Raw genomic sequence first — 17,749 nt, forward strand, 5'->3', positions numbered from 1 at the left:
CCACCGAACGAAAGGGGCAAGAGCCCTTGGTTACTTGGGGCTTTTCCAAGTGACTCGCCGTAAGGGCGAAACCAATAGCAGCCGTTACCGAAGAACCGGATATACACCCAATCGATCACTCTCAAGCCTTAGCCGAATTCACCTTGCTGTATTCGTAGCTGCGTCGTGAAGTTCAGACAGCAACCGCGAGCATCAGGTCGTCCCGTTTGCGATCGAGGACTTGCCTGTAGGAGACGGTGATGCTCAAGTGCGTGAAACTCAATAACCTCGCGTGAGAAAAGTCAGCATGGAGCTCAAGACCAACGCAGCACTGATCATCATCGATCAACAAAAAGGCATTTTGGAGCCAAGGCTTGGCCGGCGAAATAATCCTCAGGCCGAGGCGCGGATCCTGGATTTGCTGGGGCTCTGGCGGCGAACCGGGCGGCCGGTGATCCACGTACAGCACCTGTCCCGTTCACCGGACTCAGTGTTCTGGCCGCAGCAATCGGGCGTAGAGTTTCAGGAGCGGTTCCAGCCATTGGCCGGTGAGCAACTGATTCAGAAACAGGTGCCGGATGCGTTTTGTGCGACGGCGCTGGAGGCAAGTTTGCGCGAGGCGGGGATCGATCAGTTGGTCATCGTGGGCGTCGCGACCCACAACTCGGTGGAGTCCTCGGCGCGAACGGCCGGTAACCTGGGGTTTGATACGTGGGTGGCGGAGGATGCGTGCTTTACGTTCGACAAGGCGGATTATTTCGGCAATGCGCATTCAGCTGAAGAGGTGCATGCGATGTCGCTGGGCAATCTGCACGGCGAATACGCCACGGTCGTAAACACAGCACAAATCCTGTAGGAGCCAGCTTGCTGGCGATAAACGATAACGCGGTCTACCTGAAACACCGCGTCGATCCGATCGCCAGCAAGCTGGCTCCTACAAGGGAATGGGGTTAACCCATCAAGCGCCGTGGCACTTCTTGAATTTCTTGCCGTTGCCGCATGGGCAAGGGTCGTTGCGGCCGACGTCCTTCAGGGCGTTGCGCACCGGCTCCTGGTGAGCGTGGCCGCAGTTCGGGCCGTGGACATGGCCATGGTCGTGATCATGGTGGTCGTGATGGTCATGATCGTGGTTGCAGTCAGGGCCATGGACGTGGGGTTGCTGGGTCATCGGGTGTGCTCCGGAATTAAATCGGCGGGGATTATCACGCCTTTGCGCGCCACGTGCACGTAGTGCGCGATGAACACACCGGTTTCCAGCTCACCTTCCAGGCGATAGGGGATAGGTTGCTCGGGTTTTTTCAACAGTTTCACCAGATCCCGCACTTTGGGCCACAGGTTGGTGCGGATCGGCACTTTGAAATATGCGCTGTGCTTGGGACCGACCGTAAACCAGTGTTCGTGCTCGCCTTCGGTCAGCAACATATCGCCCAGGTGAATCCGGTATTCGAGGCCGCGCACCGTCAGGTCACTGTCGCGCGGGTTGTCGACGCGAAAGAACAACAGGAAACGTTGCTCCATCAGTTTCGCCCGGACCACTTCGACCTTGACCAGATGCACTTCAGGTTCCGGTTCATCGTCGCTGAACCAGGACGCACAGCCGCCGAGTCCGAGAAACAGGAGCAGGGTGAGCGTATGCAGGACGCGACGTCGGCTGATCATGGTTGTGTTTCTCCCTTGATCCCCAGTCTAGCCCTTCACGAATCACCTCAACTGGCGAAATAACCCGCACAACACTTCTTGAATTTCTGCCCGCTGGCACATGGGCAGGCATCGTTGCGTCCGGCCTTGAGTGGCACAGTGGGGTCAATGAAATACCAGTGGCCGGCGTTCTGCACGAACGACGAGCGCTCGCGGTGGCTGTGTTCGCCGCTGCCATCGTGCCAACGTGCGGTAAAGGTCACGAACGCGTGTTCCGGTTGACCGCCGAACACCTCGGAGCTTTCCACCTCCAGGCCGAGCCAGGTGCTTTGCGCGCTCCAGTCGCTGATGGACTGACGATCGAGGCCGGACTGCTGTGCGGGCAGGGTGGTCGCTACCAGGTAATCGATCAGGCCCAACACATAAGCGCTGTAGCGCGAACGCATCAACGCTTCGGCACAAGGCGCCGGATGCCCGGCATGGTAATGACCGCAGCAGGCGTCCAGCAGGGTGCCGCTGCCGCAAGGGCAAATGGATGTACTCATTGCGTTACCACCAGTATTTCCCGAAGTTTTCCGGATTGGCCCAGAACCGTGAGTTGAGCCAGTCGGGGACTTGTTTGTAGTCAAGCAGATCGTAGGTGAACAAGGTCAGGACTTGTTCGTCGCGCTGGAAGCGTTCGCTGGCTTGCAGGGCCAAGGAAAAAAAATCCGTCTCCTGCCAGCCACTGGCCGGCAAATCCGCCAGCACCGCAATGCGACTGGCATTGAGGTTGCGGATGCCGCCGAGCAAATTCAGGCCATCGCGTTTGGGCAAGTGTTCGAGGCAATCGACCACCAGCGCCAGATCAAATCGGCGCGCCGCCAGTTCGGCCGGCAACGGTCCAGGCGCCGCGTGGGCGACGCAGGTGTCCGGGTGCGCCAGCTTGAATGCTTCCAGCGCGGGGAATTCGCTCGCGCCGATCAGCAACAGGCGGAGCGGGGCATAACGATCCAGCAAAGCGGCCAGCGCCTGCTGGGGCGTGCGCGAAGAAATACCTGAAATCATCGAAGTTCCTCAATCAGAGCGCCAAGACTAGCCTGCCCGAAGGTCCAGATATAGAGCGTCGTCGCGCTAAAAGTATCGATCAGCCGTGAACACTGGATAAAACTGCAATGGCCTATTGCTGGCGGAGATTAAAGCTCGGGTCTTTACTACCTGAATCGGTTCTAAGCCGATCCCTCAGGAGAAAACTAGATGAGCATAGTTCGGACAGCATTACCCTTGGTTCTGCTAACCAGTGTGTTGACTGGTTGCGCAGGTTTGCAGAAAACCGACTGGCCGACCTGTGCGGCAGTCGGCGGTGTAATCGGTGCGGGTCTCGGCGCGACCGAGAGCTCGGCATGGGCAGGGTACGGCGCTCTGCTGGTTGGCGGTACGGCCGCTGCCTATTGCTGGGTTCACGGTGATGGCGACGAAGACGGCGATGGCGTGCCGGACAGCCGCGACAAGTGCCCGGGTACGCCTAGAGGCGTGAAGGTCGATGCCGACGGTTGCCCACCACCAGTCCCTGCGCCAGTGGTTGAAGAGGCGGTTGTGGTCAAGGAAGAAACCATCGTCATCCGCGATGTTCACTTCCAGTTCGACAAAGCCACACTCACCCCTTCTGACAAACAGGTGCTCGATAAGATCGCCACTCGTTTGAAAGCTGAAGCCCCTACTGCTCAGTTGACCGTTACTGGCCATACCGACAGCGTGGGCAGTGATAGCTACAACCAGAAACTGTCGGATAAACGCGCTCACTCGGTGGTTGAGTACCTCATCCAGGAAGGCGTGCCGCGCAGTAACTTCGTGTCTGTTTCCGGTGCCGGTGAAAGTCAGCCGGTGGCCGATAACAAAACCGCCGACGGCCGTGCACAGAACCGTCGCACCGAAATCAAAATCCAACGCTAGATCCCTCGCATCCGTGGCTTGTGCAGTCACGGATGCGGGTCTTTACTCCTGTGTAACCGGCGTCGGCCGGTAACACAGGAGCTTTCACCATGAGCCTTCTCACACGGACCGTCTGGCCGGTTGTGCTGCTTGGCAGCCTGTTGACCGGTTGCGCTACTCACAGCGATGGCACTGCCCCCCTCAATCAACGTACCTGGCCGATCTGCAGCGTTATCGGTGGCTTGGTCGGTGGTGGCCTGGGCGCTATCGAAAGTGGCGGTTGGGCGGCCGGTGGAGCGGCGCTTGGTATCTTGACCGGTGGCCTGATCTGCTACGCGCAGGATGGCGACGAAGATGGCGATGGTGTCTTTGATCGACGCGATCGCTGCCCGGATACGCCGGCCAATACTCCGGTCGAACATCATGGTTGTCCGCTGCCGCAATACCCGGCCAGTGTGAATCCCGCTGAACCTGCACAATCTGAAGTCATCACCCTGAGCGATGCGGGCGATGTGTTGTTTGCGTTCAACAAATCCGACCTGACACCCTCGGCGCAAAGTCAGCTGGACTCGTTCATACCCAAACTGCAAAGCGCCGATGTAGTCAGCATCAAAGTGATCGGCCACACCGACAGCGTGGGTGACGACGCCTATAACCAGGCACTCTCGGAGCGACGCGCCAGCAGCGTGGCCGCTTACTTGCTGGGCATGGGCCTGGCGCCGGACAAACTCACCAGCGAAGGCCGGGGCGAAAGCGCACCGGTGGCCGATAACGAAACAGAGGAAGGTCGCGCGAAAAACCGTCGCGTGGAATTGCACATCAATCGCTGAACCCCGTGATAGAGCCGTCGGCCAATGATTGCAGTGGCGCCGACGGCCATTCGGCGGCCTTCATGAAGAATTTTCCGTTGCCCTCTGGCTTATCCCGCGTGGAAGCCGTTACTGTGCGTGCAAAGAATAATTCTCAACAGGGGGGCGTATGAAGGTGTTTTGGGGGCTGGGTAAGCTGTTGACCCTGCTGTTCTGGCTGGTGGTGTTGGTCAATCTGCTGATGCCCTTTGTCAATCCGCTGCACCTGTTGGTCAATCTGGCCGGCGGCCTGCTGGCGTTCCTTCATCTTCTTGAGGCGGTGTTCTGTTTCCGCAGTCTCAGAGGCCGCGCCCACCCTTGGCGTGATCGCTTGAAGATTGTCTTTTTCGGTGTTTTCCACCTGCAAACCATTCCGGCTCCTGCCGTACCGAAGGCTTCCCATGCGTAAACTCTGTCTGCTCGCCGCACTCGTCAGCCCATTCGCCTGCGCCCAGGTGGTCAGCGTCGAAACCAACTCGCTGATGCGCTTGCCCAATACCGCCAGCACCTTGCAGCTGGAACGCCTGGAAGTGGCCGATTACGGCACGTTGCTGATTCCCTCGAACGTGACCGAAGTCAGCGTCGGCGAATTGCGCCTGGGGCGTGAAGCGCGGATCGCCATCGTGCCCGGCGAAACGGCGCTGGAGTTGAAAGTCAGCCGCGCCCAATTGTCCGAAGGCAGCCAGATTACCGCTCGCGGTGCACCGGGTACTTACCTCAAGGCGGCCCGCTCGGGACGCAATCTGAATGTGCAGATCAAGGCACTGAATGCACCGCAGTTGGTGGTTGACGCTCGCGGCGGCGCAGGTGCACCGGGGTTTGTCGGCCTCGACGGCGCCAACGGTCAGGCACCGGGCTGCACCTGGGGCCAGGCCGGTCGCGGGGCCGATGGCAGCGATGGCAGCGACGGTCAGCCGGGTGCGCCGGGTGCGCTGGTCAGGCTGGAAGTGCCGCGTGATTATCCGGCGGAGCAGATCAAGGTTCAGGTGGCTGGCGGCGCGGGTGGTCTGGCCGGTCCTGGCGGTAAGCCGGGGGCGGGCGGCAAGGCCAAGGGTTGCTTCGTCTACAAGGCCGATGGCGGCAAGAGCGGCAAGCCAGGCGTTGACGGCCAGCCGGGGCCTGCGGGCGCGGCGGGTTCGGTGACGGTTCAAAGGTTGTAAGTGGTTTCGGACAATTTCGTCGTCTGAACGATTGCCTTCGCGGGCAAGCCTCGCTCCTACAGGGATCACGCTGTCCATTGTAGGAGCGAGCGATGCGGCGATCCGACTTGCCCGCGAAGCTTTTAGCTTTTAGAACATCGGCCGAGCCGAGGCGATGGCCACCAGCACCAACCCCACAATCAAATTAATCCCCACCAACCGGCGAATCCTCCCCAGCACCGCAGCCCCCGTCGGCCAATCCTGCGCCGTCACCGCCGTGCGCAATTCCGGCAACAGCAACGCCTGAATCCGGATAAACAGCGCGGTCATCACCACGAACAAGCCCATCATCACCTGCACATACCGTGGCGCGGCCTCGAAACCGCTGTACTGCAAATGAATCATGCCGACACCGCTGACCGGCAACAGCACCACCGCGATCCAGACCCAGCGGAAAAAACCTTGAAACACTTCTACCCACAGCTTCAACCGGGCCGGGCCTTCCAGCGCCTTCATCGCGGCCGGACGCAAGACCATCCAGGCGAAAAACATGCCGCCGACCCACACCAGGGCGGACAGGACATGCAGGGTGTAAACGATGCCAAAAGGTGTCATTGGGGTACTCCGTTCTGCGCGGGATTAATTAGCGCGGTATGATAGCCGCCGAACCGAACCACTGAAAATTTATCCAGCGTTTTTTGCGCCCGACAATCCATGATCAGCACTGAACTCAAAACCACGATCCAGGGCGCCTACTCGCGTTTTCTCGAAGCCAAGAGCCTCAAGCCGCGCTACGGCCAACGCCTGATGATCGCTGAAATTGCCAAGGTCCTCGGTGACATCGACACCGACGACGAAGGCCGGCGCAGTGGCGACCCCGCGATTGTCGCGGTGGAAGCCGGCACCGGTACCGGCAAGACCGTGGCCTATAGCCTGGCGGCGATCCCGACTGCGAAAGCCGCCGGCAAACGCCTGGTGATCGCCACGGCCACCGTGGCCCTGCAAGAACAGATCGTCTACAAGGATCTGCCCGACCTGATGCGCAACAGCGGGCTGAATTTCAGCTTTGCCCTGGCCAAGGGCCGGGGGCGCTACATGTGCCTGTCCAAGCTCGACATGTTGCTGCAGGAAGGTCACGCACAAACCGCTACCGCGCAGCTGTTCGAAGAAGAAGGCTTCAAGATCGAGGTCGATGAGGCCAGTCAGAAGCTGTTCACCAGCATGATCGAGAAGCTCGCCGGCAATAAGTGGGACGGCGACCGCGACAGTTGGTCCACCGCCCTGGAAGACGCCGATTGGGCGCGCCTGACCACCGATCACAGCCAGTGCACCAACCGCCATTGCCCGAACTTCGGCCAGTGCGCCTTCTACAAGGCCCGCGAAGGCATGGGCAAGGTGGACGTGATCGTCACCAACCACGACATGGTTTTGGCGGACCTGGCCCTTGGCGGCGGTGCCGTTTTGCCCGATCCGCGCGACACCATCTACGTGTTCGACGAAGGTCACCACCTGCCGGACAAGGCCATCGGCCACTTCGCCCATTACACGCGCCTGCGCTCCACCGCCGACTGGCTGGAAACCACCGCGAAGAACCTCACCAAATTGCTCGCCCAGCATCCGCTGCCGGGCGACCTGGGCAAGTTGATCGAACAGGTGCCGGAGCTGGCCCGCGAGATCAAGACCCAGCAGCAATTCATGTTTACCGCCTGCGAACAGGCTGCCGATTTCAAACCCGGCGAAGACGTCGAAGGTCGCGAACGGCCACGTCACCGCTTCGTCGGCGGGGTGATTCCCGAGCACATGCGCGAAATGGGCATCGAGCTGAAAAAGGGTTTTGCCCGTCTCACCGACCTGTTCACCCGACTCACCGAGTTGCTCAAGGAAGGCATGGACGGCGAGGTCAACATCGGCATCGCCAGCAACCAGGCCGAAGAGTGGTATCCGCTGTTCGGCAGCCTGTTGTCGCGCTCTTCGGGCAACTGGGAGTTGTGGGTTGCATTTACCGCCGAAGACCCGGAAGACAACCCGCCCATGGCGCGCTGGCTGACCCTGGCCGAAAGCGGCTCGCTGTTCGACATCGAAGTCAACGCCAGCCCGATCCTCGCGGCGGAAATGCTCCGGCGCAACCTGTGGAACGTGGCTTACGGCGCGCTGGTGACTTCGGCGACCCTGACCGCACTCGGCACCTTCGACCGCTTCCGCATGCGTGCCGGGCTGCCGAAAAAAGCCGTGACCGCCGTGGTCCCGAGCCCGTTCCATCACGCCGACGCCGGCGTACTGCGGGTGCCGGACCTGAAAGCCGATCCACGTGATGCAGCGGCCCACACTGCGGCGATCATTCGTGACCTGCCGCAACTGGTCGAAGGTTCGCGCGGCACGCTGGTGCTGTTCTCCTCGCGTAAACAGATGCAGGACGTGTTCGACGGTCTCGACCGCGACTGGCGCAAGCAAGTGTTCATTCAAGGCAACCTGTCGAAACAGGAAACCCTGAACAAGCACAAGGCGCGCGTCGATGGCGGCGATTCCAGCGTGCTGTTCGGCCTGGCGAGTTTCGCCGAAGGGGTCGACTTGCCCGGTGCGTACTGCGAGCACGTGGTGATCGCGAAGATTCCATTCTCGGTGCCCGATGATCCGGTCGAAGCGGCACTGGCCGAGTGGATCGAAGCGCGGGGCGGCAATCCGTTCATGGAAATCTCCGTGCCGGACGCCTCGCTGAAACTGGTCCAGGCCTGCGGTCGCTTGCTGCGAACCGAAGAGGACCGCGGCACCATCACCTTGCTCGACCGGCGCCTGGTCACCCAGCGTTACGGCAAAGCGATCCTCAATGCGTTACCGCCATTCCGTCGAGAAATTTCCTGATACGACGGTGGGCAAATCTGCCCGCCGCGTTGTCTATCTCTCTGCCATCGCTTTTCCACTGGCCATTGTTGGTCGTTAGGGAGATTTTCGTTCTCATGATTCGCCGTTCGTTGCCTGCTGTTTTTGCCTTGTTGTTCACCACGCCTTTGCTCGCCGCTCCCGCAGGCCAGCAGACGCTGTTCAACTTTGTGCGCCCCGCCGACGTGGTCCAGGTGGCGACTCAGGACGCCAGCCTGCCGCAATCCAATGCAGAGCAAACGGCCGAAGGCGAAGTGCTGCGCCGGGTGACGTTCAACCCGGTGGCCCAGCCAACCCTGCGCCTGACCCCGCAAACCGGGGCCTGGGACTGGTCGCAGTCCGGTGTGATGAGCCTGCGTATTCAAAGCGCAATGGACTGGGCCGTGACCCTTTACGTGAAAATCCAGAGCAACGACGGCAAGACGCTGATCAGCCGCGTCGATCTGCCGGCCGGCCCTGCGCAGACGCTGCTGGTGCCGTTGCAGCCGAGCTCGCCGCTGAGCCTGGGCATGAAGGCCGGTCCGCCGATGCCGATGACTGTCGACGGTCAACGCATCCTGTTGGCCAGCAGCGCCGGTGAGCTGGATCGCAGCCAGGTGGTGTCGGTGACGTTGTCGATGGATCAGCCGAAAGTCGCGCAAAGTATCCTGCTGGAACGCTTTGGAGTGCAGGAAGGCGAGGCGGTCACCCAAGCCGTTTATGGCGGCCTGGTGGACGCTTTCGGTCAGTCGACCCGGACCAAATGGCCGGAGAAGGTCAGCAGCGACGAGCAACTGAAAAGCGCCGCCGCCAAGGAACAGCAACAAACCAAAACCTGGCTGGCCGAGCGCGAGAAGTCGTCGCTGGACAAGTTCGGTGGCTGGATAAAAGGCCCGACGTTCAAGGCCAGCGGTTTTTTCCGCAGCGAGAAACGTGACGGTCGCTGGTATCTGGTGACCCCGGAAGGCCATCCGTTTTATTCGCTCGGGGTCAACACCGTTGCGCCGGACGTCAACCAGACTTACATCGCCGGTCGCGAGTGGATGTTCGAATCGCTGCCTAAACCCGAGGAACCGCTGGCCAGTCACTTTGGCGAAGGCGACAACCGGGGTGGCAATGGCGTCGATCAGGGCCGAGGCTACAACGCCGGGCGCTGGTACGATTTCTATGGCGCGAACCTGCAACGTCTGTATGGCGCCCCTTGCACACCGGGCAGCGACACCAAGGCCGGTGTTGCCGAAGCGGCCAAGGCCGACGCGGTTGAGGCGACGGTCGAGAAGACCGCTGAACAACCCGTCGTTCCTTCCACGGCCGAAGCCGGTGTTGCCGAAGCCGCCAAGGCCGGCGCAGAGGACGCGACCGTCGCGAAAGCGGTCGAGCAGAAACCCGCCGAACCTTGCACCGCCGTGATTGATGAGCAACGCTGGGCCAGCCACACCCTGGATCGCCTGCAAGCCTGGGGCTTCAACACCATCGGCAACTGGAGCGCCCCGGAGCTGGGCAACGCGGACCGCGTGCCCTACACCTTGCCGCTGTCGATCGTCGGCGATTACGCCAGCATCAGCACCGGCACCGACTGGTGGGGCGGCATGCCTGACCCGTTCGACCCGCGTTTCGCCATGGCCACCGAGCGCGCCGTGGCCATCGCCGCCCGCGATCATCGCGACGACCCTTGGCTGATCGGTTACTTCGCCGACAACGAACTGGCCTGGGCCGGTCCCGGTGACGACCCGAAAGCCCGCTACGCGCTGGCCTACGGCACCTTGAAAATGACCACTGACGTGCCGGCCAAGCGCGCGTTCCTCAAGCAATTGCGCGACAAGTACCGCAATCAGGCAGGCCTGTCCAAAGCCTGGGGCATCGACTTGCCGGCCTGGGAATTGATGGAAGACCCGGGCTTCGTGCCGCCGCTGCCGAGCGCCGAGTACCCGGAAATCGAAGCCGACTTCAAATACTTCCAGAAGGTCTTCGCTGACACGTACTTCAAAACCATTTCCGACTCGCTCAAGTGGCACGCACCGAATCAGCTGCTGCTGGGCGGCCGTTTCGCCATCAGCACCCCGGAAGCCGTGGAATCCTGTGCGCAGTATTGCGATGTGCTGAGCTTCAACATGTACACCCTGCAACCGCAGGACGGCTACGACTTCGCCAAATTGCGCAGCCTGGACAAACCGGTGCTGATCACCGAATTCAACTTCGGCTCGGCCGATCGCGGCCCGTTCTGGGGCGGCGTGACGCAACTGGCGAAGGAAGAAGACCGTGGCCCGGCTTACGCCAACTTCCTGAAACAGGCACTGAGCGAGCCGTCGATTGTCGGCGTGCACTGGTTCCAGTACCTCGATCAACCGGTGACCGGTCGTCTGCTGGACGGTGAAAACGGGCACTTTGGTTTGGTCGGCATTACCGATCTGCCGTTTCAGGGCTTCGTCGACAGCGTGCGCAAGAGCAACCTGGCGGCCGTTGATCAGTTGGGCAAAGAGGCCGAGAAGGCCAAGGCTGAAGCGGATAAAGCCAGCCACGATGCCGAAGGCGGGCGAAAAGCTGAAGCCGGCAAGGGCCCGGGGAAGGGCGCCGGGCAGGCGGGTGGGCATTCGGGGAATGGTCATTAAGGCCTGATCTACCGCGTTATCGTTCTTCGCGGGCAAGCCTCGCTCCTACAGGTTCGGTGGTGCTCCTGTAGGAGCGAGGCTTGCCCGCGAAGGCGTCCTCAAAAACACCATGAATTCCAGATCCAATAGATCGGCAATCCGACCGCCCGGCCCAACCCTGTTCCCAAAACCATCAATGGCTGGAACAATGCCGGCCACTTTGTAGAACGTTTGTCCGAGGGAGTAGCGGGTGCAGATTCAGGGTCATTACGAGCTTAAGTTCGAAGCGGTTCGCGAAGCGTTCGCGGCGTTGTTCGACGATCCTCAGGAGCGTGGCGCAGCGCTGTGCATCCAGGTTGGCGGCGAAACCGTTCTCGACCTCTGGTCCGGCACCGCCGACAAGGATGGCCATGAGGCCTGGCACAGCGACACTATCGCCAACCTGTTTTCCTGCACCAAGACCTTCACCGCCGTCACCGCCCTGCAACTGGTCGCCGAAGGCAAACTGCAACTGGATGCCCCGGTTGCCCGCTATTGGCCCGAATTCGCTGCCGCCGGCAAGGAATCCGTCACCCTGCGTCAACTGCTCTGCCACCAGGCCGGTCTGCCGGCGTTGCGCGAGTTGCTGGCCCCGGAAGCACTTTACGACTGGCAAACCATGGTCGATGCGCTGGCCGCCGAATCGCCTTGGTGGACGCCGGGCACCGGTCACGGTTATGCCGCGATCACCTATGGCTGGCTGGTCGGCGAGTTGCTGCGCCGTGCCGACGGGCGTGGGCCGGGCGAGTCCATTGTGGCCCGCGTGGCCAAACCGTTGGGCCTGGATTTTCACGTCGGCCTGGCGGATGAAGAATTCCATCGCGTGGCGCACATCGCCCGTGGCAAGGGCAACGTCGGCGATGCCGCGGCCCAGCGCCTGCTGCAAGTGACGATGCGCGAACCGACGGCCATGACCACGCGGGCCTTTACTAACCCGCCGTCGGTCCTGACCAGCACCAACAAACCGGAATGGCGGCGCATGCAACAACCGGCGGCCAACGGCCACGGCAATGCCCGCAGCCTGGCCGGGTTCTATGCCGGGCTGCTCGACGGCAGCCTGCTGGAAAGCGAGATGCTCGATGAGCTGACCCGCGAACACAGCCTCGGCGAAGACAAGACTTTACTGACCCGGACCCGTTTCGGCCTGGGTTGCATGCTCGATCAACCGGATGTCCCGAACGCCACCTACGGCCTCGGCCCACGTGCGTTCGGTCACCCGGGCGCTGGCGGCTCCATCGGTTTTGCTGACCCTGAATACGATGTCGCCTTCGGTTTTGTGACAAATACACTGGGGCCTTACGTCTTGATGGATCCGCGCGCGCAAAAGCTCGCGCGGGTACTGGCCACTTGTCTGTAAAACGCGCTGAAGGGTTCCAGGGCCGGAACCCGAAGGCCTTTATGTTTTCCAACCGTCTGTTTATCCGGGTCATGCCGGCCTGAATTTTTATGACTTCTTTTTTGTGGATTTCCAATGTCACTCAATAAAACCACCCTCGCTTTGGCCCTGTGTGTCGCTGTTACCGGTTGTGCGCAGACACCAAAAAATGATTCGGATGGCAGCAGCTGGTGGCCGTTCGGTTCCTCCGACAAAGTCGCGGCGAAAGAGCCGGCTCCCGCGCCGGCACCTGTGAAGCCTGCCGAGGTGGCCCCGGCTGCCAAGGCTGAAGCCGACACCGGTGGTAAATGGTGGTGGCCGTTCGGCGGCAAAGAGCAGAGCACGGCCAAAGTCGTGCCGATGCCTGACCCTAAAGTCACTCAGGCCTGGCTCGACGATTACGAACCGCGCCTGCGCACCGCGATCAAGGACAGTAACCTGCAACTCGAGCGCCGTGAAAACGTGCTGGTGGTCACCGCGCCAGTAGAAGGTTCGTTCAACCCCGACCGTCCGGCCATGTTGTTGCCGGTGACTCTCGGCCCGTTCACTCGCGTGGCGAAAATCCTTGAAGTCGATCCGAAGACCGCCGTGCTGGTATTGGGTCACAGCGACACCTCGGGCGCCGCACCGGCCAACGTGAAACTGAGCCAGGAACGCGCACAAGCCGTGGCGGCGATTTTCCGCCTCAGCGGTCTGCAGCGTGATCGCCTGATGCTGCGCGGCATGGGTGGTGAAGCCCCGCGTGCGGCTAACGACAGCGTTGAAGGCCGTGCCTTGAACCGTCGCGTCGAACTGCTGGTGACTCCGCAAAACACCATGGTTGCGCTGTTGAGCAAGTACAACATGCCAGCCCCTGCACCGGTGAAACTGGTCGCTGCACAGGACGTCAAGCCAGTGGCCAAGCCGGTCACCCCGGCACCGACCGCGAAGAAAGCCGCTGTACCTGCCACGAAAAAAGCGCCGGCCAAGAAAGCCGCCGCCAAGAAGGCTCCGGCTAAAACCGCGACGCCGGCCAAAAAGACCACGCCGGCCAAAGCCGCGGCAGCTGACAAAAAAGTCGTTGTCGCCGATCCTGTGAAAAAGTGATTCGTTAACCAAAAGGAATGCGCCATGACCCAGGGCCTGGCTGATATGCGTCGCGACTACACCCGAGACGGCCTGACCGAGGCGCAAGCCCCGGCCGAGCCGTTCGCGCTGTTCCATCAGTGGTTTGCCGACGCGGTGAAAACCGAGCAGCCGCCGGTGGAAGCCAACGCCATGACCCTGGCCACCGTCGACCAGGACGGTCGGCCGCATTGCCGCATTTTGCTGCTCAAAGGCCTGGACGCGCAGGGCTTCACCTTCTTCACCAACTACGACAGCGCCAAGGGCCAGCATCTGGCCGCGAACCCGTTCGCGGCCATGACGTTTTTCTGGCCGGCCCTCGAGCGTCAGGTTCGTGTAGAAGGTCGGGTGGTGAAGGTCACGCCTGAGGAATCCGATGCCTACTTCCAGGTCCGGCCGCTGGGCAGTCGCCTTGGTGCCTGGGCTTCACCGCAAAGCCGCGTGATCGCCGATCGTGCCGAACTGGAAGCGTTGCTCAAGAATACCGAGCAACGTTTCAGCGATACGCAGCCTCATTGCCCTGAGCACTGGGGCGGTTATCGTCTGCTGCCTGAGCGCATCGAATTCTGGCAGGGCCGTTCGAGCCGCCTGCACGATCGCCTGAACTATCGTTTACAAGGCGCCGACTGGATTCTTGAACGTCTGGCGCCCTGAGCAGTCTACCGACCGGGATAACCTGCCGCAGCGGCCTCCAGCCACTGAGGCAGGTCCCGACGCTTGATCTTCTGCGCTTGAGCGTTCGCCAGTTGCTGGAGCATGTAGGCTCTTTTCTGCTCATCGCTCCCCGCCAGGGCTAGCGCCATATCGCGGTCCATCCAGCGTTTTATCCGTACGTACAACCACCCATGGAAGTACAGGCCGGCGACAGTGGTGACGACAATGATGAAGTAATCCATGAAAATCCTTGGGGCAGCGGCGCAGATCTCGTCATTTGCCGCTAATGTTTGATGAGTTCGTGGAGGTCCCTGTACCGGGCCTGAATCAAACCAATGTTATCGGGGCGACGTCGTGACACGCGTCAAGCTGCGGAGTTTAATGGTTACATGTCCTTTGGAGGTGATGCCATGCGTAAGTCTGTTCTGCTTGTTGCTTCCTTTTCCACGATGGCGATGTTGCTCACTGGCTGCCAATCGAGCCTGACCGGTGACTCCTACTCCCGTGACGAAGCGCGTCGTGTGCAGACCGTTCGCATGGGCACCATCGAATCCCTGCGTCCGGTGAAAATCGAAGGCACCAAGACCCCGATCGGCGGCCTCGCCGGCGCGGCGGTCGGTGGTGTTGGCGGCAGCAGCATCGGCGGTGGTAAAGGCAGCATCGTTGCTGCAGTTATCGGCGCCGTGGCTGGCGGGCTGATCGGCTCGGCCACTGAGGAAGGCCTGACCCGCACCCAAGGTGTGGAAATCACTGTTCGTGAAGACGACGGCAGCATGCGTGCCTATGTGCAGCAGGTTCAGGAAAACGAAGTGTTCCGTGTGGGTGAGCGGGTGCGGATTGCTACTGTAGATGGTACGAGCCGCGTTACGCACTAAGCGGGAACGCGGGTAAAAGAAAACCCCGATCAGCGTGAGCTGGTTGGGGTTTTTTTTTGAGGCGGGGTTTTGGATTGGGGGGATATCCGTTTCTGCGGTAACGGTTGCTATTGGTTCCGCTTTTACAGCGGGTCACTTGGAGAAGCGCCAAGTAACCAAGCGCTTTTGCCCCTTTCGTTCGGTACCTCGCCTAGGCTCGGCATGCCCTCGCTCCGGTCCTGCTCCGTGGGCCCACCGCGATCGGCCATCCCTGGCCGTGCGCGGCTAACCCGGCATCCATGCCGGGTTGCCCACTGCGCAGAACCTCCACTCGGCCTCTCGAGGGGGCGCTCAGATCAAAAGCGGAAGGCGAGCTAACGCTCGACCTGATGAGTGGTGAAAATCAAAAGCGTACGGCGATTTCCTGTAGGAGCCGGCTTGCCGGCGATGGCGTCCGTCCAGTCAATAAACAGGTTGATTGACCCACCGCCACCGCCACCGCCATCGCCAGCAAGCCGGCTCCTACAGGGTTAATGTGCGAGCGATGCCACCACAACCATTCAGGATTAGCGCTCGCCTTGCTTGCGACTCGCCGCCGCCGTCACCGCATATCCAATCAACGCTGCCAATATCGACCCGGTCAAAATCCCCATCCGGTCCATCCCGGCGTACTCACTGACGCCCGGTTCAAACGCCAGGGAACCGACAAACAAGCTCATGGTGAAACCAATCCCGCAGAGGATCGCAACCCCCAGCACCTGGCCCCAATTGGCGCCTTGGGGCAGGGCGGCGATGCCGGTTTTTACCGCGAGCCAGGTCAGGCCGAACACACCAAGCGTCTTGCCCAGCAGCAGGCCGATTGCGATGCCCATCGGCACGTGATGGGTGAAGCTTTCGGCGGTCACGCCGCTCAGGGACAGGCCGGCGTTGGCGAAGGCGAACAGCGGCAGGATGCCGTAGGCCACCCACGGGTGCAGGGCGTGTTCCAGCGTCAGCAGCGGCGACGGCTCGGCGTTTTTGGTGCGCAACGGGACGCAGAAGGCCAGGGTTACGCCGGCCAGCGTGGCGTGGACACCGCTTTTGAGTACGCACACCCACAGGATCAAACCGATGATCATGTACGGCCCGAGCTTGACCACGCCGAGCCGGTTCATCGCGATCAGCGCGACGATGCAGGCCGCGGCCAACGCCAGGGACAGGGTCGACAGCGCGCCGGAATAGAAGATTGCAATGACGATGATCGCGCCGAGGTCGTCGATGATCGCCAGGGTCATCAGGAACAGTTTCAGCGACACCGGCACACGCTTGCCCAGCAGGGCGAGGACGCCGAGGGCGAAGGCGATGTCAGTCGCCATCGGAATGGCCCAGCCACCGAGCGCAGCGGGGTTGTCACGGTTGAAGAACCAGTAGACCAACGCCGGCACGACCATGCCGCCAATCGCCGCAGCGCCGGGCAGGACCACCTGTGAAGGCTTCGACAGCTGACCGTCGAGGACTTCGCGCTTTACTTCCAGGCCGATCAGCAGGAAGAACAGGGCCATCAGGCCGTCGTTGATCCACAGCAGTGCCGGTTTGGCGATTTGCAGCGCGCCGACCTGAGCCACCACCGGGGTGTCCAGAAAGCTGCTGTAGAGCCACGACAACGGGGAGTTGTTGATGATCAAAGCCAGGGCTGCTGCGGCGATCAACAACAGACCGCTGGCAGCTTCCAACTGAAAGAAACGCGTGAAAGTGCTACGCAGAGGCAAGGTCGCTCTCCATCGAATAATCAAAAAGGTGGCACACCCTAACCCGTACCGTTAGTTGTTAAAACAAAAGTTATATTCTTTTTTGTTATATGCCGTTACAGCACGAAAGGCGACACGGACCTGAGCCTAGCAGTTGCCGGACGTATTGAACCTCAGCTGTACCTGTGCGCGATGTCGGATTTTTCCTAAGCTTGTGGGCTGAGCCTTGTGCCAAGGCCGACTCAACGAGAAAACCATCATGAGCGACAACCGACAGTGGGCCCGGGAAGCGATCCGGATCATCGAAGCGGACTTCCAGCGCAGCGCCGACACCCACCTGATCCCCTTGCCGCTGCCGGGGTTGCCGGGCATCGAGTTGTATTTCAAGGATGAGTCGAGCCATCCCACCGGCAGCCTGAAACATCGCCTGGCGCGTTCGTTGTTCCTCTATGCGCTGTGTAACGGCTGGCTTAAACCCGGCGCGCCGGTGATCGAAGCGTCCAGCGGTTCGACGGCGATTTCCGAGGCGTACTTCGCCCGTTTGCTCGGCCTGCCGTTTATTGCCGTGATGCCGGCCACCACCTCCAAAGAGAAGATCGCGCAGATCGAGTTCTACGGTGGCAAGAGCCATCTGGTGGACGACCCGACGCAGATCTATGCCGAATCCGAGCGCCTGGCGCGCGAGCACGACGGGCACTTTATCGATCAGTTCACCTACGCCGAACGCGCCACCGACTGGCGGGCGAACAACAACATCGCCGAATCGATCTTCCATCAGATGCGTTTTGAACAGCACCCGGAGCCGAGCTGGCTGATTTCCAGCCCCGGCACCGGCGGCACCACGGCGACCCTTGGGCGATACGTGCGTTATCGCCAGCATTGCACTCGCGTGCTGTGCGCCGATGCCGAGCGATCGGTGTTTTTTGATTACTACCTGACTGGCGATGCCAGTCTTCGACTGGATCACGGTTCGCGGATCGAAGGCATTGGTCGGCCACGGGTCGAGGCGTCGTTTCTGCCAAAGGTGATTGATGCGA

19 protein-coding genes are annotated in these 17,749 nt (G+C 61.1%); 12 read left to right on the plus strand and 7 right to left on the minus strand.

What is annotated here, in order from left to right; translation table 11 throughout:
• Window positions 1-286: 286 nt before the first annotated feature.
• Window positions 287-835, plus strand: a complete 549-nt coding sequence (locus J4E42_RS28700) for a cysteine hydrolase family protein (RefSeq protein WP_207286725.1) — start codon at window positions 287-289, stop codon at window positions 833-835.
• Window positions 836-937: 102 nt separating this feature from the next.
• On the opposite strand, the gene J4E42_RS28705 is transcribed toward J4E42_RS28700, so the two are convergent.
• The 4 genes from J4E42_RS28705 to J4E42_RS28720 are packed head-to-tail and all read right to left on the minus strand — an operon-like array spanning window position 938 to window position 2,664.
• The gene (locus J4E42_RS28705) at window positions 938-1,147 is read right to left on the minus strand and encodes an SEC-C metal-binding domain-containing protein (protein ID WP_007906737.1); all 210 of its coding nucleotides are present in this window, start codon (window positions 1,145-1,147) and stop codon (window positions 938-940) included.
• The gene (locus J4E42_RS28710) at window positions 1,144-1,638 is read right to left on the minus strand and encodes an LEA type 2 family protein (protein WP_207286726.1); all 495 of its coding nucleotides are present in this window, start codon (window positions 1,636-1,638) and stop codon (window positions 1,144-1,146) included. The genes J4E42_RS28705 and J4E42_RS28710 overlap by 4 nt, the downstream gene beginning before the upstream one ends.
• Before the next feature lie 47 nt (window positions 1,639-1,685).
• Window positions 1,686-2,162: a YchJ family protein gene (locus J4E42_RS28715; RefSeq protein ID WP_008040831.1), complete on the minus strand. Its 477-nt coding sequence runs from the start codon at window positions 2,160-2,162 to the stop codon at window positions 1,686-1,688.
• A gap of 4 nt (window positions 2,163-2,166) precedes the next feature.
• On the minus strand, window positions 2,167-2,664 hold the full coding sequence (locus tag J4E42_RS28720; protein WP_008031670.1) for a DUF6231 family protein: 498 nt from the start codon (window positions 2,662-2,664) through the stop codon (window positions 2,167-2,169).
• A gap of 189 nt (window positions 2,665-2,853) precedes the next feature.
• Between J4E42_RS28720 and J4E42_RS28725 the strand changes: the two genes are divergently transcribed.
• The 4 genes from J4E42_RS28725 (at window position 2,854) to J4E42_RS28740 (ending at window position 5,536) form a co-directional block, all read left to right on the plus strand.
• The gene (locus tag J4E42_RS28725) at window positions 2,854-3,549 is read left to right on the plus strand and encodes an OmpA family protein (protein ID WP_008040832.1); all 696 of its coding nucleotides are present in this window, start codon (window positions 2,854-2,856) and stop codon (window positions 3,547-3,549) included.
• An 89-nt stretch (window positions 3,550-3,638) separates the two neighbouring features.
• On the plus strand, window positions 3,639-4,358 hold the full coding sequence (locus J4E42_RS28730) for an OmpA family protein (protein WP_008040833.1): 720 nt from the start codon (window positions 3,639-3,641) through the stop codon (window positions 4,356-4,358).
• Between the two features lie 148 nt (window positions 4,359-4,506).
• Window positions 4,507-4,785, plus strand: coding sequence for a DUF1145 domain-containing protein (locus J4E42_RS28735; protein WP_008031667.1), 279 nt, complete (start codon window positions 4,507-4,509; stop codon window positions 4,783-4,785).
• The gene (locus tag J4E42_RS28740; protein WP_008040834.1) at window positions 4,778-5,536 is read left to right on the plus strand and encodes a collagen-like protein; all 759 of its coding nucleotides are present in this window, start codon (window positions 4,778-4,780) and stop codon (window positions 5,534-5,536) included. Before J4E42_RS28735 ends, J4E42_RS28740 begins: the two co-directional genes overlap by 8 nt.
• A gap of 129 nt (window positions 5,537-5,665) precedes the next feature.
• Here J4E42_RS28740 and J4E42_RS28745 read toward each other — a convergent pair whose 3' ends face one another.
• Entirely contained in the window at window positions 5,666-6,130 is a 465-nt protein-coding gene (locus tag J4E42_RS28745) for a CopD family protein (RefSeq protein ID WP_008031665.1), read from the minus strand.
• 99 nt (window positions 6,131-6,229) lie between these two features.
• On the opposite strand from J4E42_RS28745, the gene dinG reads away from it, so the two are divergent.
• The 5 genes from dinG (at window position 6,230) to pdxH (ending at window position 14,131) form a co-directional block, all read left to right on the plus strand.
• Window positions 6,230-8,374, plus strand: coding sequence for an ATP-dependent DNA helicase DinG (dinG, locus tag J4E42_RS28750; RefSeq protein ID WP_008031664.1), 2,145 nt, complete (start codon window positions 6,230-6,232; stop codon window positions 8,372-8,374).
• Between the two features lie 95 nt (window positions 8,375-8,469).
• On the plus strand, window positions 8,470-10,980 hold the full coding sequence (locus J4E42_RS28755) for a hypothetical protein (RefSeq protein WP_008040835.1): 2,511 nt from the start codon (window positions 8,470-8,472) through the stop codon (window positions 10,978-10,980).
• A gap of 229 nt (window positions 10,981-11,209) precedes the next feature.
• On the plus strand, window positions 11,210-12,355 hold the full coding sequence (locus J4E42_RS28760; protein ID WP_008040837.1) for an EstA family serine hydrolase: 1,146 nt from the start codon (window positions 11,210-11,212) through the stop codon (window positions 12,353-12,355).
• A gap of 114 nt (window positions 12,356-12,469) precedes the next feature.
• A complete protein-coding gene (locus J4E42_RS28765) occupies window positions 12,470-13,459 on the plus strand; it encodes an OmpA family protein (protein WP_207286727.1) in 990 nt (329 codons plus the stop codon).
• Window positions 13,460-13,483: 24 nt separating this feature from the next.
• Complete coding sequence (gene pdxH, locus J4E42_RS28770) at window positions 13,484-14,131, plus strand: pyridoxamine 5'-phosphate oxidase (protein ID WP_192228636.1); 648 nt, start codon at window positions 13,484-13,486, stop codon at window positions 14,129-14,131.
• Between the two features lie 5 nt (window positions 14,132-14,136).
• On the opposite strand, the gene J4E42_RS28775 is transcribed toward pdxH, so the two are convergent.
• A complete protein-coding gene (locus J4E42_RS28775; protein WP_008040840.1) occupies window positions 14,137-14,373 on the minus strand; it encodes a hypothetical protein in 237 nt (78 codons plus the stop codon).
• 168 nt (window positions 14,374-14,541) lie between these two features.
• Here J4E42_RS28775 and J4E42_RS28780 point away from each other — a divergent pair, with 168 nt between their 5' ends.
• Window positions 14,542-15,006: a glycine zipper 2TM domain-containing protein gene (locus J4E42_RS28780; RefSeq protein WP_008040841.1), complete on the plus strand. Its 465-nt coding sequence runs from the start codon at window positions 14,542-14,544 to the stop codon at window positions 15,004-15,006.
• 545 nt (window positions 15,007-15,551) lie between these two features.
• Here the strand turns inward: J4E42_RS28780 and nhaA are convergent.
• Window positions 15,552-16,733 carry a Na+/H+ antiporter NhaA gene (nhaA, locus tag J4E42_RS28785; protein WP_207286728.1) on the minus strand — a complete coding sequence of 394 codons (1,182 nt, stop codon included), beginning with the start codon at window positions 16,731-16,733 and terminating at the stop codon, window positions 15,552-15,554.
• A 235-nt stretch (window positions 16,734-16,968) separates the two neighbouring features.
• On the opposite strand from nhaA, the gene J4E42_RS28790 reads away from it, so the two are divergent.
• The coding region (locus tag J4E42_RS28790; RefSeq protein ID WP_207286729.1) for a PLP-dependent cysteine synthase family protein at window positions 16,969-17,749 on the plus strand (781 nt) is incomplete at its 3' end.

The organism is Pseudomonas sp. FW300-N2A2 (genome assembly GCF_017351735.1).
Classification (GTDB): Bacteria; Pseudomonadota; Gammaproteobacteria; order Pseudomonadales; family Pseudomonadaceae; genus Aquipseudomonas; species Aquipseudomonas migulae.

What these genes read in the sequence shown, in the direction of transcription:
- J4E42_RS28700 (WP_207286725.1), top strand. Translation starts at nt 287, where the DNA reads ATGGAGCTCAAGACCAACGCAGCACTGATCATCATCGATCAACAAAAA.
- J4E42_RS28705 (WP_007906737.1), bottom strand. Translation starts at nt 1,147, where the DNA reads ATGACCCAGCAACCCCACGTCCATGGCCCTGACTGCAACCACGATCAT.
- J4E42_RS28710 (WP_207286726.1), bottom strand. Translation starts at nt 1,638, where the DNA reads ATGATCAGCCGACGTCGCGTCCTGCATACGCTCACCCTGCTCCTGTTT.
- J4E42_RS28715 (WP_008040831.1), bottom strand. Translation starts at nt 2,162, where the DNA reads ATGAGTACATCCATTTGCCCTTGCGGCAGCGGCACCCTGCTGGACGCC.
- J4E42_RS28720 (WP_008031670.1), bottom strand. Translation starts at nt 2,664, where the DNA reads ATGATTTCAGGTATTTCTTCGCGCACGCCCCAGCAGGCGCTGGCCGCT.
- J4E42_RS28725 (WP_008040832.1), top strand. Translation starts at nt 2,854, where the DNA reads ATGAGCATAGTTCGGACAGCATTACCCTTGGTTCTGCTAACCAGTGTG.
- J4E42_RS28730 (WP_008040833.1), top strand. Translation starts at nt 3,639, where the DNA reads ATGAGCCTTCTCACACGGACCGTCTGGCCGGTTGTGCTGCTTGGCAGC.
- J4E42_RS28735 (WP_008031667.1), top strand. Translation starts at nt 4,507, where the DNA reads ATGAAGGTGTTTTGGGGGCTGGGTAAGCTGTTGACCCTGCTGTTCTGG.
- J4E42_RS28740 (WP_008040834.1), top strand. Translation starts at nt 4,778, where the DNA reads ATGCGTAAACTCTGTCTGCTCGCCGCACTCGTCAGCCCATTCGCCTGC.
- J4E42_RS28745 (WP_008031665.1), bottom strand. Translation starts at nt 6,130, where the DNA reads ATGACACCTTTTGGCATCGTTTACACCCTGCATGTCCTGTCCGCCCTG.
- dinG (WP_008031664.1), top strand. Translation starts at nt 6,230, where the DNA reads ATGATCAGCACTGAACTCAAAACCACGATCCAGGGCGCCTACTCGCGT.
- J4E42_RS28755 (WP_008040835.1), top strand. Translation starts at nt 8,470, where the DNA reads ATGATTCGCCGTTCGTTGCCTGCTGTTTTTGCCTTGTTGTTCACCACG.
- J4E42_RS28765 (WP_207286727.1), top strand. Translation starts at nt 12,470, where the DNA reads ATGTCACTCAATAAAACCACCCTCGCTTTGGCCCTGTGTGTCGCTGTT.
- pdxH (WP_192228636.1), top strand. Translation starts at nt 13,484, where the DNA reads ATGACCCAGGGCCTGGCTGATATGCGTCGCGACTACACCCGAGACGGC.
- J4E42_RS28775 (WP_008040840.1), bottom strand. Translation starts at nt 14,373, where the DNA reads ATGGATTACTTCATCATTGTCGTCACCACTGTCGCCGGCCTGTACTTC.
- J4E42_RS28780 (WP_008040841.1), top strand. Translation starts at nt 14,542, where the DNA reads ATGCGTAAGTCTGTTCTGCTTGTTGCTTCCTTTTCCACGATGGCGATG.